The organism is Candidatus Bathyarchaeota archaeon, from assembly GCA_029882535.1.
Taxonomy (GTDB): domain Archaea; phylum Thermoproteota; class Bathyarchaeia; order Bathyarchaeales; family SOJC01; genus JAOUKM01.
This window is the reverse complement of record JAOUKM010000001.1, coordinates 93,491-108,214: the sequence shown is the minus strand read 5'-3', so window position 1 is coordinate 108,214 and position 14,724 is coordinate 93,491. Positions and strand designations below refer to the sequence as shown.

General features: G+C 44.0%; 17 protein-coding genes. 10 read left to right on the top strand and 7 right to left on the bottom strand.

Translation table 11 applies throughout. The features are described 5' to 3' along the window. Window positions 1–127 precede the first annotated feature (127 nt). Window positions 128–1,354, bottom strand: a complete 1,227-nt coding sequence (locus tag OEX01_00615; protein ID MDH5447497.1) for a glycosyltransferase — start codon at window positions 1,352–1,354, stop codon at window positions 128–130. Between the two features lie 120 nt (window positions 1,355–1,474). Between OEX01_00615 and OEX01_00610 the strand changes: the two genes are divergently transcribed. Then, the gene (locus OEX01_00610) at window positions 1,475–2,566 is read left to right on the top strand and encodes an ABC transporter ATP-binding protein (GenBank protein MDH5447496.1); all 1,092 of its coding nucleotides are present in this window, start codon (window positions 1,475–1,477) and stop codon (window positions 2,564–2,566) included. Window positions 2,567–2,589: 23 nt separating this feature from the next. Here the strand turns inward: OEX01_00610 and OEX01_00605 are convergent, their stop codons facing one another. The 3 genes from OEX01_00605 to OEX01_00595 are packed head-to-tail and all read right to left on the bottom strand — an operon-like array spanning window position 2,590 to window position 6,014. Further along, a complete protein-coding gene (locus tag OEX01_00605; GenBank protein ID MDH5447495.1) occupies window positions 2,590–3,462 on the bottom strand; it encodes a carbohydrate ABC transporter permease in 873 nt (290 codons plus the stop codon). Next, on the bottom strand, window positions 3,459–4,349 hold the full coding sequence (locus OEX01_00600) for a sugar ABC transporter permease (GenBank protein ID MDH5447494.1): 891 nt from the start codon (window positions 4,347–4,349) through the stop codon (window positions 3,459–3,461). The genes OEX01_00605 and OEX01_00600 overlap by 4 nt, the downstream gene beginning before the upstream one ends. Before the next feature lie 30 nt (window positions 4,350–4,379). Further along, on the bottom strand, window positions 4,380–6,014 hold the full coding sequence (locus OEX01_00595) for an extracellular solute-binding protein (GenBank protein ID MDH5447493.1): 1,635 nt from the start codon (window positions 6,012–6,014) through the stop codon (window positions 4,380–4,382). Window positions 6,015–6,367: 353 nt separating this feature from the next. Here OEX01_00595 and OEX01_00590 point away from each other — a divergent pair, with 353 nt between their 5' ends. After that, window positions 6,368–6,763: a translation initiation factor IF-5A gene (locus OEX01_00590; GenBank protein MDH5447492.1), complete on the top strand. Its 396-nt coding sequence runs from the start codon at window positions 6,368–6,370 to the stop codon at window positions 6,761–6,763. Between the two features lie 41 nt (window positions 6,764–6,804). Continuing rightward, a complete protein-coding gene (locus OEX01_00585; GenBank protein MDH5447491.1) occupies window positions 6,805–7,728 on the top strand; it encodes a deoxyhypusine synthase in 924 nt (307 codons plus the stop codon). Here the strand turns inward: OEX01_00585 and OEX01_00580 are convergent. From OEX01_00580 to OEX01_00570, 3 genes are all read right to left on the bottom strand, one after another. Beyond that, window positions 7,725–7,922, bottom strand: a complete 198-nt coding sequence (locus OEX01_00580) for a hypothetical protein (GenBank protein MDH5447490.1) — start codon at window positions 7,920–7,922, stop codon at window positions 7,725–7,727. The genes OEX01_00585 and OEX01_00580 overlap by 4 nt on opposite strands. A 113-nt stretch (window positions 7,923–8,035) precedes the next feature. Beyond that, window positions 8,036–8,476, bottom strand: coding sequence for an Hsp20/alpha crystallin family protein (locus tag OEX01_00575; GenBank protein ID MDH5447489.1), 441 nt, complete (start codon window positions 8,474–8,476; stop codon window positions 8,036–8,038). 18 nt (window positions 8,477–8,494) lie between these two features. Beyond that, a complete protein-coding gene (locus tag OEX01_00570) occupies window positions 8,495–9,238 on the bottom strand; it encodes a PAC2 family protein (protein ID MDH5447488.1) in 744 nt (247 codons plus the stop codon). A 106-nt stretch (window positions 9,239–9,344) separates the two neighbouring features. Between OEX01_00570 and OEX01_00565 the strand changes: the two genes are divergently transcribed. Genes OEX01_00565 through OEX01_00535 form a run of 7 tightly spaced genes read left to right on the top strand, consistent with a single transcriptional unit; the run spans window position 9,345 to window position 14,701 of the window. Continuing rightward, window positions 9,345–10,679 carry a signal recognition particle protein Srp54 gene (locus OEX01_00565; GenBank protein MDH5447487.1) on the top strand — a complete coding sequence of 445 codons (1,335 nt, stop codon included), beginning with the start codon at window positions 9,345–9,347 and terminating at the stop codon, window positions 10,677–10,679. 12 nt (window positions 10,680–10,691) lie between these two features. After that, entirely contained in the window at window positions 10,692–12,023 is a 1,332-nt protein-coding gene (locus OEX01_00560) for a tRNA pseudouridine(54/55) synthase Pus10 (protein MDH5447486.1), read from the top strand. Continuing rightward, complete coding sequence (locus tag OEX01_00555; protein MDH5447485.1) at window positions 12,020–12,310, top strand: 50S ribosomal protein L21e; 291 nt, start codon at window positions 12,020–12,022, stop codon at window positions 12,308–12,310. Before OEX01_00560 ends, OEX01_00555 begins: the two co-directional genes overlap by 4 nt. A gap of 16 nt (window positions 12,311–12,326) precedes the next feature. Next, window positions 12,327–12,665, top strand: a complete 339-nt coding sequence (locus OEX01_00550; protein MDH5447484.1) for an RNA polymerase Rpb4 — start codon at window positions 12,327–12,329, stop codon at window positions 12,663–12,665. 21 nt (window positions 12,666–12,686) lie between these two features. Beyond that, on the top strand, window positions 12,687–13,277 hold the full coding sequence (locus OEX01_00545) for a DUF655 domain-containing protein (protein ID MDH5447483.1): 591 nt from the start codon (window positions 12,687–12,689) through the stop codon (window positions 13,275–13,277). Between the two features lie 40 nt (window positions 13,278–13,317). Next, window positions 13,318–14,106: a 16S rRNA (adenine(1518)-N(6)/adenine(1519)-N(6))-dimethyltransferase RsmA gene (gene rsmA, locus OEX01_00540; protein MDH5447482.1), complete on the top strand. Its 789-nt coding sequence runs from the start codon at window positions 13,318–13,320 to the stop codon at window positions 14,104–14,106. Next, complete coding sequence (locus OEX01_00535) at window positions 14,090–14,701, top strand: class I SAM-dependent methyltransferase (GenBank protein MDH5447481.1); 612 nt, start codon at window positions 14,090–14,092, stop codon at window positions 14,699–14,701. The genes rsmA and OEX01_00535 overlap by 17 nt, the downstream gene beginning before the upstream one ends. The last annotated feature ends 23 nt before the right edge of the window (window positions 14,702–14,724 follow it).

Here is a 14,724-nt window from a genome sequence, read left to right as displayed (position 1 = left end):
GCGCGGGAGCTTCAAAGCCTATCCATGGATTTATTTTACTCTACAATAAGCTAAATCTATAAGTCTTAATGAAAGTAAAGTTTTATCTTTTTTTGGCGTGCACACTTGCGTCTTGTTAAGGAAGAGGTTAAATTGAACGAAACAGCGAGAGATAGTCTTTCAAGTGTCTTGTGATTAAGAAGTTCTTTAAAATGTGCTCTCTCCCTTTCTTTCCCATCTCTCTTGCTTCGCTTGGGTGTTTAAGGAGATAAAGGGTTTTCTCAGCCGCTTCTTCGATACTATCTATCAAAAATCCGATTTCACCATTGATTATCTGTAGTGGAATACCTCCAACATTGCTGCCCACTACAGGCACGCCTTTCCACAGCGCTTCAGTTACAGTAAGGCCAAATCCCTCGCGTATGGATTTCTGCAAAATAACATCTGAAGCTCTTTGGAACGCATTGACTTCGATATTTCCAACACCATTCAAATCTGAGAGTAAATGTATATCATAATCTTCTGCTGCATGCCGAGCAGTTTTTTCATAGTATATCCATCCTTCTGGGTCATCTTTAGCCATGCTAGCTATCAATAATAGTTGAACGTTAGTTACTTTCTTTTTAACCAACCTGTAAACATCAATAACTCCTAATGGATCCTTCCATGGGTCAAATCTAGCAACTTGAGTTATTATTGGTTTTTCATGATCTACATCGTATTTGTCTAAGATTGAAAAAATAAGGTTTTCAGGAAGAGGTTTGTTCTTTGTGCTCAAAGGATCTATAGAAGGAGGGATGATGAATGTTTTCCTCGATTTTAAGGGTTCTTGTACAAACTGCTTCATGGTGAAGATTAGTGAATTATATTTTAGTATAAATGGACTGATAAAATCAATGAATTGTTGATTTGGATGGGATAGATCAATGTGGCAGCGCCAAGTCCACCTTCCTCTTCTAATTGGGAGGTAATTCATAATTGCGGCTGGTTGGTAATCATGTATCACAACTAGATCGTGATCTGAATCAAACTCTCGGGCGTTTATCTTATTGAACTTCAGATAAGTTTTTTTCATATCCTCTGTCAAAGGGATATTCATGCCTTGAAGCCCGTTGTGAAGAGCTTTTGTCACATTGAAGAATTTGTCTGAACCTTTAATCACTGTCCATTCAGCTTTAAGTCCCACGTCGCACATTAGGGGAACTAGCCTGTGAAGAATTTCAGCTACCCCACCACCGAAAGATGTAGAGTTTACATGACGTACTTTCTTTCCAACTAGGCTTTCTGCCAACTCTTTGATTTCTTCTATTTTCACCTTCCCAACTATTGGTGTATACTCGTCGAGAGAGATTTTGTTGAAGGAAACACAGTGCATATTTTTTCCTCAAATTCAAGCTAGCTACTAACTTAAATTGTGTGATTAATCGGTTATATATTCGATTGTTAAAAGAAGATTTTATTAGAATTTGCATACTCGTTATATGTGGCGTTTGCTTTGGCTAGGGTACTACTTAAAAATGTGAAAAAGCAGTTCGGCGAAGTTATCGCAGTTAACAAGCTCAACTTGGAGGCTAAAGATAAAGAGTTTCTAGTTCTTTTGGGTCCTTCAGGATGTGGCAAGACTACTGTTCTACGCTGTATTGCAGGCCTCGAGACTCCGGACGAAGGAGAAATCTACATCGGGGAGAGGCTTGTAAATGACCTGGACCCTAAAGAAAGGGATATAGCCTTGGTCTTTCAGAGTTATGCGCTTTATCCTCATATGAACGTGTTCTCAAACCTTGCTTTTCCTCTAGAAAATGCTAAGGTTCCTAGGGATGAGATAAAGAAGAGGGTTCGTCAAGTTTCCGAACTGTTGAAGATAGAGGCACTTCTTGACAGAAAGCCGAAGCAATTAAGTGGAGGTCAAAGACAGAGGGTAGCTTTAGGAAGGGCGATGATTAGAGAGCCCTACGTTTTCCTTATGGATGAACCCCTCAGCAACTTGGATGCTAAGCTAAGGGTTTACATGCGAGCTGAACTCAAGAAGTTGCAGAAAGAAGTTGGAATTACAACAATCTATGTCACTCATGACCAGGTTGAAGCCATGACAATGGGAGACAAGGTTGCCATCCTAAATGAAGGAATACTACAACAAGTTGATACTCCAGATAGAATATACTTTCATCCATCCAACGTATTTGTAGCAGGGTTTATAGGCACCCCTCCCACCAACTTCTTCGATTGTAACTTGATAAGGGGAGTTCCTTGCACTCTCGACACTGGAGAGTTTAGTTATCCTCTGCCTGAACATGTGGCGGAAGCAGTAAAGAAGTGTACATCCGATGCATGTGTACTGGGCGTGAGACCACAAGATATCCTTGTTTATAAGGATGCGAAAGGAAAGAAAGGGCTAATCAAAACCGTACTCGATGTGACAGAGCCTCTTGGAGATAAGCAGATACTCAACCTGAAGATAGGTGACTATCTAGTCAAAGCTTTGGTGAGCCCTGATTTTGAAGCAGAAATAGGAGACGAGTTGTGGATTGAGTTCCCAGCGGACAAGGTATATGTATTCGACAAGAAAACGGGTGAGATACTAACATAAATCCAACTTGGCTTTACTAATTTTTAGCCTTTAACAGCCCCTGTAGTAATACCTCTTACGTAGTATTTTTGGAGTGCTACGTAGATGGCGATTGGTATGATCATGGCTATTATCGACGCGGCGGACAAGAGGCTCCAGTTGGGTTCGAATCTCGAAAAAATGAGAGGTATTGTTTGTGGTACCAACTTCATGGTTGGGCTTTGAATCATTGTTAGAGCGAAGAAGAAATCGTTCCAAACCCATACGAATTGAAGAGCTGTTATGGAAGCTAAGGCTGGCAGGCTCATTGGAAGAACTATTTTGTAGAAGATTTTGAAATAGGACGCGCCATCGACTCTGGCAGCCTCCTCAACCTCTACAGGAAGTGTGGAGAAGAAGTTCCTCAGAAAGAGTATCTGCCATGGAAGACCAAAGGCTGTATGGAGCAATATCAATCCTATGTATGTATTCAAGAGACGTAAGCTGTTCATCAGGTTGAAGATTGGTAAAATAACCATTTGTTGAGGAATAGTTTGAAGGAGGACTATAACAAGGAATAGCAGATCCTTTATGCGAAACGAAAACCGTGCAAAGGAGTATGCTGCCAGAGAAGCGACAATTATTGGTATAAAAGTTGCAGATATAGTCACTATTAGAGAGTTTAAAATCGCGTTGCTTAGAGGAACACTAGATGTTTCGCCGACCCAAGCATCAACATAACTTCCCAGAGTAAAATTTGCGTTTTGGAAATTCCACCAACCAAACTGCACCTCTTCGTAGGGCCTTATAGAAGACATGAAAACCCCTAAAAACGGTATGATCCAAATGAACGCTATTATCCATGCAATTAGATGAACTATAATGGTAAACCTCTTTGCTTTCAACTTTTTGACAATAGAAGGTTTTTTTTCTGTCAACTTTTCGTCATCCTGTTAACCATATATGCCGCAAATCCGAAAGTCATGATGGTTAGTACAGTGGCTATGGCCGTGGCTGTGCCATAGTTGGGGGGGTATTGGAAAGCCTCGATGTACATCCGAAAGGCCATAACATCGCTTGCACCGCCTGGTCCTGCGTTGGTTACTATGTAAATTACGTCAAAAATTTTTAGCTCCCACAGCAACGTCATGGTGACAACTGTTATGGTCGAAGACCTGAGCATTGGGACTGTTATGCGCCAAAAGGTTTTCCAACGTGATGCTCCATCTATCTTGGCGGCTTCATACAACTCTACCGGTATTCCCTCAAGACCAGCGGAGTACACTATCATTGCGAAACCGGTCCACAACCACACCGAACCTAGTATCACAGTAATTAGAGCAGTGTTAGGATAGAAAGTCCAATCGGTCGCGTACGCTCCAAGCCCTATTACTCTAAGGATGCCGTTCAATATACCAGCGTCTCTGTCAAGGATGAAACGCACCAGTACACCGCCAACTATCAGCGGGATCACCATCCCCAAGAAAATAACGGACTTCATTATTGAACCGCCCTTAACATCTCTTAGAAGTACCGCTAAGAGAAGACCAAAGAAGACACATAAAGGAAGATGGATTGCTATCCAAAAAATGTTATGAACTAGAGCACCCATTGGAAACTTTCCCAAGGCAACATTCTTAGTATTCACTAAAGGGTAAATTCTTGTGCCAAAAACTTTTTCATAGTTGCCAAGCCCAACAAAATTGCCATCTTGGTCAACAAAGCTCATATAAATTGTATCAACCATGGGGTAAAATACGAAAAGAGCAAGCAGTAAAAAAGCCGGAATTAGAAAAAATAGAGGGGTTTTTATGTGATGACTCATTATTCCGCTCTCATAAAGGCGAATCGCTTATTATGTCTGTTGTTCCAACGCTGCTGCTTCCAGGACAGCTAACACGTCATCTAGCGTGGACGGTGTTGGGTCAACCCAGAGTAGCTTCAGTTGGTCCCAGAAGGTTGTTTGGAACTTACCGCCAACGGCGTCGTCAAGGTCGGAGACAATGTGGATTGTTGCTTGAGAGATGAAGTCCAGTACTTTCTTGTCGAGCGGCAGATAGGCCGTGTCGGGGACATCGATGTTCGTTCCGAAGAATCCGCCCAAACCAACCATAATCTCTTGCGCTTCGGCTCCTGCGAGCCATTCAACCAGTTGCGCAGCCTCATTTGGATTTGGTGCATCCTTTGGTAGTATCAAGTAGTCTACTGAGCCTGCTACCCCATCTGTTCCTGGGAATCCGAAGAAGTCTAGGTCGCTTACGTCTCCTATTTGTTCCATGGTTGTCATCCAACTACCCATGAAGTATATGCCATACTTTTCGTCCCAGAACTTTGTTATCTGCGATGTCCATTCCGCCGGAGCGCTGAAGTAACCAGCCGCCAACAACTCCGTCAGATTTCCAAAGACATTTCTAACCTCAGTGTCTGTCCAATTCCGCGCGCTTGGACCAGTTATCAGTTCCTCCTGAAGCTGATAGCCACCAAGACCCATTATGAACGCTTCAGTTGTGTCCGAAAGAGGCCATCCAACAGTGTCACCACTGGCTACAGCTTGCTCAATTCCAGCTATGCCTTGAATGGTTACCAGCAGAGTCTTGAACTCGTCATAGGTTGTGGGAACAGTCAACCCGTTGTCCGAGAAGAAAGATTTCTTGTACCAGAAGCCCGGCTTTCCTGAGAGCTTGAACGGAGCAGCCCATATGACATCATTGGCATCCTTCACTGCATTGATAGTGTTCGCGGGATACTTTGTGGAGTTGATTATGTCGTTCACACTTGTGAGGTATGGTGCCAGTTCCAGAATCCAAGCTGGCCACGGGGCTATTACGACGTCGGCTATGGAATATCCTGCTCTAAGCTGCATCGGCACACCGATCAAAAGTTCTTGAGTTGTGTAGGAGTAGTGATTAACCTCTATGCCAGTGTCCTCTGTGAAGTTACCCAAAGCCTGCAGGAAGTTCTCTTCTTCGCTTCCACCCCATAAGCTGAAAACAGTGAGTGCTTCGGCGCTAGTTACCCTTATAGTTACGCTGTCTAAGGCAGTTTCTTGTTCGCTATCGGTAACTAGAACCGTGGCTGTGTATGTTGATGCATTAGTATATACGTGAATTGGATCACGTTCGTTATTTGTAGGTGTTTGGTCGTCGAAGTCCCATTCATAAGTGTAAGGAGGTGTACCTCCAATGGCCATTGCTCGGAAGGACACGGTTAAATTCACTTCACCCTGAGTTGGAGATGCCTGGGTTATAATTGTCAGTGGCAGTGTTATATTAAGACCAAGCGCAATTTCTTCTAATGCTTTCAATATTGCTTCCGAAAATATGGATGATGATGCGTTACTGTTCCTGATTGCTTCCAATAGATCTGCGTAGTTATCGTCCATCTTAGTTACAGTGGTTGTTGAGTAGTAGACGCTCAAGCCAGACACTATGATGACTACTATAAGCAAAATCGCCAAGATCCAGTCCATCATTTTGTTATTAGCTGACATTTCTGTTTCCTCCTAAATCTTATCTACATGTATAAAGTATTAAATATTTTCGATAAAACTGTACTATTACCAATGCAATTCACACTTTATTTTGCAATCATTTAGATCTCAAACTTCAATTGTATGTTGATAGGTGATCTTCTTCCTTGCAATAAGTCGGCAAATACCAAAAAAATAGTGATTGTGCAAGAGATATCGCTATTCCAAATGACTAATATTTTTGCGCGCTCGCATAAGATAATCTCTGACAAGAAGCTCAAATCTATCCTTGGATTTATTTTACTCTACAATAAGCTAAATCTATTTATTTTAGTTGTTAAACATTGCTGTATTATATTGGATGCGAGGGATAGATGAGTAAACCTGTTGACGTTGGAACTTTACGTGTCGGCGGATACGTGATTGTTGACAACGAACCATGCCGCGTTGCAAGCCTCACAAAGTCCAAGCCTGGCAAACACGGCGCGGCTAAAGCGCGAGTTGTAGCTATAGGAGTTTTCGACGGCAGTAAGAAAACTCTTGTCAAACCTGTGGACGCGCAGATAGAAGTGCCTCTAATTGAAAAAAGAAGTGGTCAAATTCTCGCTCTGTTGCCAAACGCTGTTCAAATAATGGACTTGGAGAACTATGAGGTTTTTGAGGCAGCGCACCCTGACGAAGAAGCGCTGAAACAGAAGTTGGCGTCTGGTGTCGAGGTTGAATACTGGCGCATCTTGGGGAGAACTAAAATAATGCGAACCAAGGGTTAGCCGCACTTCTTGTCTTATCTTTTCTAAAGAAGTTGAAGTCGTTGAAAGATGTAAAACATATACAACTTACGCGTGGAATCACCGTTGCTCAACTGATTAAGGAGATGGATGCTTGCGGAGTTTTGGGCGCTGGAAAAATAGGGAAAGCGGCGAAGCTAGTAACAAGAATGTTCAAGAACCCAGACTACACCGTCTTCTTAACCTTAGCCGGCGCGCTTGTTCCCGGCGGCTTGAGAAACATAATTGCTCAGCTCATCGCGAAAGGACACGTAAACGTGGTTGTAACAACTGGCGCTAATATGGTTCACGACATGGTTGAAGCTTTAGGCTACAGACACAAAGTCGGCACATTCAGAGCTGAAGACAAACAGTTAAAGAGGAAAGACATTGGCAGGATCGCTGACATTTACATAGAACACAAAGTCTTCAAAGACTTAGAGAAGTGGCTTTACCGTATTCTTGAAGAAATACCGGAGCAGAAACGTCAACGAATTTCCCCTTCCGAACTACTTCTGGAAATCGGAAAGCGGATAGATGACGAAGACTCTATTTTGGCAACGGCTGCAAGAAAAAACGTGCCAGTAATTTGCCCTGGCCTGCCTGACTCGATAGCAGGATTTCAGCTTTGGATTTACGGACAAGACAAAAAGCTAGTTCTTGACCCTCTCGGCGACGTATCCAAGCTCGTGGGTGAGGTTTATGAGGCTAAAAAATCGGGTATCATAATTCTGGGTGGTGGGTTGCCGAAGCATTTTGCGTTGTTTGCGAATACTTTTCGTGAGGGCGTGGATTTGGCGGTTCAGATTACTATGGACAGGCCTGAGCCAGGCGGTTTAAGTGGTGCGTCTTTGGAGGAGGCTATTAGTTGGAGTAAAGTCAAATCTGAAGAGAACACTGTCACGGTTATCTCTGATGCCACTATCGCGTTTCCGCTTATCGTTGCTGCTGCTTTAGAAGAGGTCTAACTTTCCCACCAGTCCCACTCTGCTTTGTCGAAGGCGACGTATAATATGGCGAGTGTTATGCCCCATAGAAACGCTATTACGGCGTAACTTAACGGAGCTCCCACGGTGTTGAGGGCAGTCCATGCTGTAATGCCATAAACTCCTACAAGTATGAAGACGAAGACGAAAAAGTAGATAGCGTTTTTTACCGTCAAGCTGACAAGTCTCCTAAGTATCGTATCTTTAGCGTATCTCTTGTTAAAATTTTCCGTAGGCTATGTTGGAATAGTCAGTGGATACTTGTTCCTAATATGTCCCTTAACCGTTCTTATTCAACTTTTATTTCATAGCCCTTCTTTCTAGGCAACCGAATCTCTAAGATTCCCTTTTTGAACTTCGCTTCTCGTTTCTCCATGTCCACGGGCATTGGAATGCGTGTTTGACATTTGAAGGTGGAAAATTCGCCTCTTTGATGGATTATGCCTAAATCTTCGCAGCATACTTTTCGTTTTATTTTTGCACTTATCTCAAGAGTGTTTCGGTCAATGGGCTCAACTTTTATCGAGTCGGGATCGGAAAAAGGCAGGTCTGCTGTGACAACCACTTCATCTGGCGTGACGAACACGTTACACAAGGGTTCTATGGTATGTGCTTGAATATCCCAGCTTGGCCGTTCAGTGGGCAATAGTTCTTCAGCCAGCGACTCCATCTCTTCAATATACTCGTTAATCAATTCGAAGATTGACCGTCTTCTTCTACTACTTGACATGCCTTATTTTCCCCCTCCCTAAACATAAAGCGGCAAGTCATACTCTTGCCCCTTCTTCATCTTAGTCAACTCCCGCTGAGTACGTTTCATCACATCTTTCGCCCTGAGTCTAATTTCTTCTCCCTTCTCAAACAGCTTGGAAACGTCCACTTTTATGCCTGTGACTTTGGCTAATTGGTTCAGTGTAGCTGCCGAGGCTTCTGGGTCGGGATAGTTGTAGAATGATTGGGCGAGCAGAGCTATTGCTGGGATGCTGCGTTCGGCGCAGTAGCGCATGATTAACGCTTGAGGCCCAACCATGTAGCCTTCCTTTAACACGTTGACGCCTTTCTGCTCCAACAGTTTGATCATGTCAAGGCTCGAAGCGGTACCGAACACTTTAGGCTCTTCAATGTCTTGACGGTTCTGCACAGGTATCCCACCTATCGGAATCATCATCTTAACGTTCTTCGACTTTCCCCACTCTACAAAACTTCGCATAAGACGTTGAACTCCCCCCGCCGGAATCGCAGTTTCTGCAATCGTAACAAGCAAATCGTCATTTCCAAATATACGAATCGGCGCATGAGGCAAGCCTTCATGTAACACAACAATCGGCGGCAACAGGTCAGAGTCAACATAAGCCATTTCAACTAAGTTAAGCTCAGAAATAACATGAGATGAAGCCAGTACGCCGACAAGGCCAACATCTGGGAACCCGCAAAGCATTGTGGCTCCAGAAGGAATTGGGCTTTTTTCCACAAAATTTATAGGAACTGCCAAAGAATCTTCCCTAGTCTTCTTAGTTATTAAAAGCTTGACAAAAAGGTTGTGGTAAACCCAAATCCTATTTAAGCACGCACCGAGTTTAAGGATAAAGTGAACGGTCATGGTGCTAGAACGTCTCGGCTCATCTATCCACGGCGCTTTAAAAAGAGTTTTTAAAGCAGCTGTCGTGGACGAGGCAGTAGTGAAGGAACTTGTCCACGACATTCAAAGAGCGCTTTTACAAGCCGACGTAAGCGTTCAGTTAGTTCTCAGCATATCGAAGCGAATTGAAGACAGAGCCTTGAAAGAAGATCTTCCTCTAGGCATCTCTAGAAAAGAGCACGTAGTAAAAGTGGTTTATGAGGAAATAACCCGTTTTCTTGGAGAGAAAGCTGTTCCATTTAAGATTGAGCCGGGCAAACGCCGTGTCATTATGCTTGTTGGCATTCAGGGCTCGGGAAAAACTACAGCTTCTGCCAAGCTCGCCCGATATTTACAAAAAAGAGGACTAAAACCAGCTTTAATATGCGTAGACACGTTCAGACCAGGCGCCTTTGACCAACTAAAACAGCTAGCCAGCCGAATTAACGTTCCAGTATACGGTGACCCAAAATCGAAAAACTCAGTTAACATCGCTAGAGAAGGACTGAAAGAATTTCATAACCGCGATTTTGTGATACTTGACACATCGGGACGCCACAAAGAAGAAAAAAGTCTCATTGAAGAGATGAAGCAACTGGAGAAAGCCGTCAAACCTGACGAGGTCGTGCTTGTTATAGACGGCACTATAGGGCAGCAGGCCGCGACGCAAGCAAAAGCATTCCACGAAGCCACCCCGATAGGCTCAATCTTAGTGGCAAAACTGGACGGCTCTGCTCGTGGAGGCGGCGCACTATCGGCAGTTGCAGCAATAGGCTCTCCAATCAAATTCATCAGCACTGGTGAGAAAATCGGAGACATCGAAGCCTTTGTGCCATCCCGCTTCGTCGGGCGTCTCTTGGGCATGGGAGACCTAGAAAGCCTCATAGAAAAAGTCCGCGAGGCTGAAATAAGAATCCCAGAAAAAAAAGCTAAAAAGATACTCAGCGGCAAATTCACCCTAACCGACATGTACGAACAATTCGAAGCAATGAAAGGCATGGGTCCCTTCAAACGTCTCTTACAAATGTTGCCTGGCATGTCCTACAACATTCCAGACGACATGGTTGACATGGCCCAGGACCGACTGGAAAAGTGGCGCGTCATCATTCAATCGATGACTCCTAAAGAACGAGAAAGCCCAAAAATGTTTTCTTCTTCTCGTATCCGGCGAGTTGCAAAAGGGTCAGGCACTTCGGAGAAAGAGGTTAAGGAGCTTCTCCAACAGTACAACATGATGCGGCGGATGATGAAGCAACTGCGGCGCAAGAAACTTCCTTTTTTGACTGGAAAGAAACTTCCAAAAGGCTTCAGGTAGGCAGCAGGACCAATGGGCATTCTGGAAGAAGCCGTGCAAATGCTAACAGAACATCCCCTATGCAGCAACTGTTTGGGCAGACAATTTGCCCTCCTCGGACACGGCGTAGAAAATAGGAACCGTGGCGAAGCAATTAAGTTGCTGCTTACTCTGAGGGGGCATCAACTCACACTTTCTAAAGACAAAACTGGCATTCCTCTGTTAAAAACCGTTGCTGCCAACGGCTCTTTTGACATGGCTCGTAATGTTTTAAAACGCTTCAACAAACGTGCACGAGCAAAAAAACCATGTTCCCTCTGTGAAGGAAAGCTCGAAAACATTAACGCCCTTGCAGATAAGGCTGCAAAAAAACTGACAAGCTACGAATTTACCACGTTTCTTGTCGGTATAGAATTACCGCTCAGGGTAGCGGAGCGAGAAGACGAATTTAAAGCTCGCTTCAACGTCACTCACGGCGAGAGCATGAAAAGCCAATTCAGTCGAGATATCGGAAAACGAATTTGTGAAATGACTAACAAGGAAGTTGACTATGGACGACCTGAGATAGTTATGCTCATAAATCCCTTTACCCGCCGCGTTAGGCTACAGATAAACTCTCTCTACGTTGCTGGTAGATACAGAAAACTTGTCCGCGGCATTCCTCAGTCACGGTGGTCGTGCAGAGAATGTGGTGGCAAAGGCTGCGAAAGTTGCAACTGGACTGGTAAAAAATATCAGGAATCTGTTGAGGAGTTCATCGGCATTCCACTGCTGGAAATGGCAGAGGGCGAGGAAATTGCTTTTCATGGCGCCGGCAGAGAAGATGTTGACGCTCGTATGCTTGGCTCCGGGCGCCCTTTCGTCTTAGAAGTTAAAGAACCCAAGAAGCGCTTTATCGACTTGCAGAAACTTGAGCAAACAGTTAACAAACGTGCAAAAGGGAAAGTTGAAGTACGCAATCTTTGTTTTGCTGATAAAGATGTTGTTAGGCGGTTTAAGAAGGCAGAGGCAGCCGAGAAAATCTACCGTGTGATAATCAAATTTGGCCAAGATGTTTCTGGCGAAGAGCTGGAGAGAATAGAAAAAACGCTGACTAATGCCACCGTTCGCCAGCAGACGCCTCAACGTGTTTTACATCGCCGCGCTAATTTGACACGAGAAAAGTACATATATAAGGCAAAGGTAAAGAGGTTGTCATATAACCGCGCGGAAATGCAAATTCGTTGTCAAGGGGGTCTTTACATAAAAGAGTTAGTCACTGGAGATAAGGGTCGCACAGAACCCAGCGTAGCCAGTATCCTAGATACCAAAGCTACACCTCTCCAATTAGACGTATTAAGCGTGGTTACAGGAGAAGAAAAATGAAGTCAAGAGGATACCGTCGCAAAACTCGTTCTCTGCTGCGAAAGGAAGCAAGAGAAAAAGGCAAAACGGGTCTGAGCAAAATACTCAGAGAATACAACCCGGGTGACCGAGTGGTTGTAAAGTTAAACCCAAGTGTTCAAAAAGGCATGCCCCACCGCCGTTTCCACGGGAAAATCGGCATCATAGAAAATAGAAGAGGACAAGCCTACGTAGTGAACGTTACTCAAGGCAAAACGGTTAAGGAAATAATAGTTAGACCCGAACACCTTGAGCCCTTTACGGCATAATCAAGGAAGGCTGTAAATGTCCAGAAAAGCATTAAAAGAAAAAATGTTAACCGTACCAGAAGTTAAGCAGCTGTTGGAATCCATCGGGGAAGAAAATCTGGACCAGTTTCAACGCCGAGCCTTCGATTACACAGCCAAGTTTGCCAAAGTAGAAGCAAAACCTGCCAAAGAGCTTGTGAAAGGCTTGGTAAAAAAGTTTGAACTTGAAGAGGAGGAAGCTGTGCAGGTGGTCAACTGCATGCCCGAAAGCATTGAGGAGATTCGTGTTTTCTTGGCTGGCGGGCGAAAAATTGTAGAAACACAGAAATTGGAAGACATACTAACATTTTTGAATCAGCATCGGAAAAAGGAATAATAGCTTTCACGATATAATAATATGTTATTTCGGTTTGAAGGGGCGAGAGAAGAGGGTATGGAGAAAAGATACGAGGAACACGCCTACGTACTGGATTTTCTATCTCACGGTCGCGCAGGCATAAGACCTGGTTACCGGTCAGGGGCGGTTGTCCAAGTGGTAGGTGAAGCTTTTTTCACTCTGTTAGAAGCCATAGTGAAAGAAGGTCTAGTCCTTAAGCCTCAAGACCGAGTTTACGTTGGAAAAGACAAGAGAGAGAAAATCACCTATATAATTGGCAGAGTCGGCTTTAACGAGTTGACTGCGAACGCCAAGATGGAGCTGCCAAGTGTAATTGAAGGAATTGTTTTAAGACGTGAACACTGGTTCGTTAACTTCTTCAACACAGCCCATGCCATAACTCCACGCATGCACGCCATGGAACTCATTCCAGGCATTGGCAAGAAGTACATGTGGCAAATTATTAATGAGCGTGAACGGAAGCCCTTTGAAAGTTTCGAAGACTTGCAAAAACGCACTAACATACCTGATCCAGCTAAGTTGGTAGCTAAACGTGTTGTTGAAGAGCTGTCGGGAGACAGTAAATACAGGCTATTTACGCGGATACCCTAGTGGGACTCTCATGAGTCTTTACCAAAAAGCAGAGCATCTTATGCGTACCTATAGAGTTTTTCCGAAGAAGTATTTGGGCCAAAACTTCGTTGTTGATGAGCAATTTTTGCAACTTATGAGTTCGTATGCGTCTGTAGGGCGATCAGACGTTGTTTTGGAGGTTGGTGCGGGTTTTGGCTTTCTTACATGTCTTCTTGCTCAGAAGTCGAGGAAAGTTATTGCTGTTGAAGCGGATGCTCGATTAATGACGGCTTTGCAGAATGAGCTTGGCGGGTTTGATAATGCAGAGTTAATAGAAGGCAACATTCTCAAAGTTGCCATACCGCCTTTTGACAAAGTGGTTTCTAATCCGCCTTTCTCAATCTCTTCGCCACTTCTTTTCTGGCTTTTAAAAAGAACTTTTAACTGTGCTGTTTTAACCTTTCAAAAAGAGTTCGCCAGACGCCTCGACACACCGATAGGCAGCAAGGATTACGGTCGTCTAACCGTTTCCACTTCTTACCATGTTGAAGTAGAACTGCTAGACAATGTTCCTAAAGAGGCGTTTTATCCCCCACCTGACGTGGATGTTGTTATAGTGCGGTTGATACCTAAGAGATTGGCGCCTTTCAAGGTAGAAGACGAAGAAGTTTTTGATGAAGTCGTGCAAACTCTGTTTACACAACGCAACAGAAAAGTCCGAAACGCGGTTCTACCACTCCTCCGTAAATATGGATTAAAGGGTACAGCGGCTGTGAAAAGAGCCGATGTTTTGCCATTTCATAATAAACGTGTTCGAGATTTGGCGCCTGAAGATTTTGGAGCGTTAGCAAATGAATTATCGACCTAAAAAGGTCTTTTTTGGAAAGCATGTTTTTGTTGTTTCTGGAGAAGTATATGAGCCTGCAGAAGACACGTTTCTCATTGCCCATAATCTGTCTGTCAGCGGAGGTGAAAAGGTCTTAGACATGGGTACTGGTTGTGGCATCCTTGCTGTGTTAGCTGCCGAAAAGGCGAGTGAAGTAGTAGCAGTAGACATCAACCCTCATGCTGTGGTTTGTGCCAAGAAAAACGCTGAACTGAATGGTGTTGGAGCAAAGGTTGAAACACGTTTAGGAAATCTTTTTGACGCTGTTGAAGCTGACGAAAAATTCGATTTAGTTCTCTTCAATGCGCCCTATCTGCCTGTTGAACGGGATGAAGGGAAAAGCTGGATTGAGAAGGCTTGGGCAGGCGAAAAGTCGGGGCGAACGGTTATTGACCGATTTATCAGCAAAGCTTCAAAATTCCTCATAGAAAATGGGCGTATTCTGTTGGTGCAGTCAAGCCTTTCAAACGTGGAAGAGACGTTAAGACGGTTTTCACAGTGCAAGCTGCATGCAGCGATAGTTGGTGAGGAAAAGTTAGCTTTTGAGAAAATTGTGCTGATTGAAGCTAGACAATGACTGTATGAAACCAGGAAGCAGAG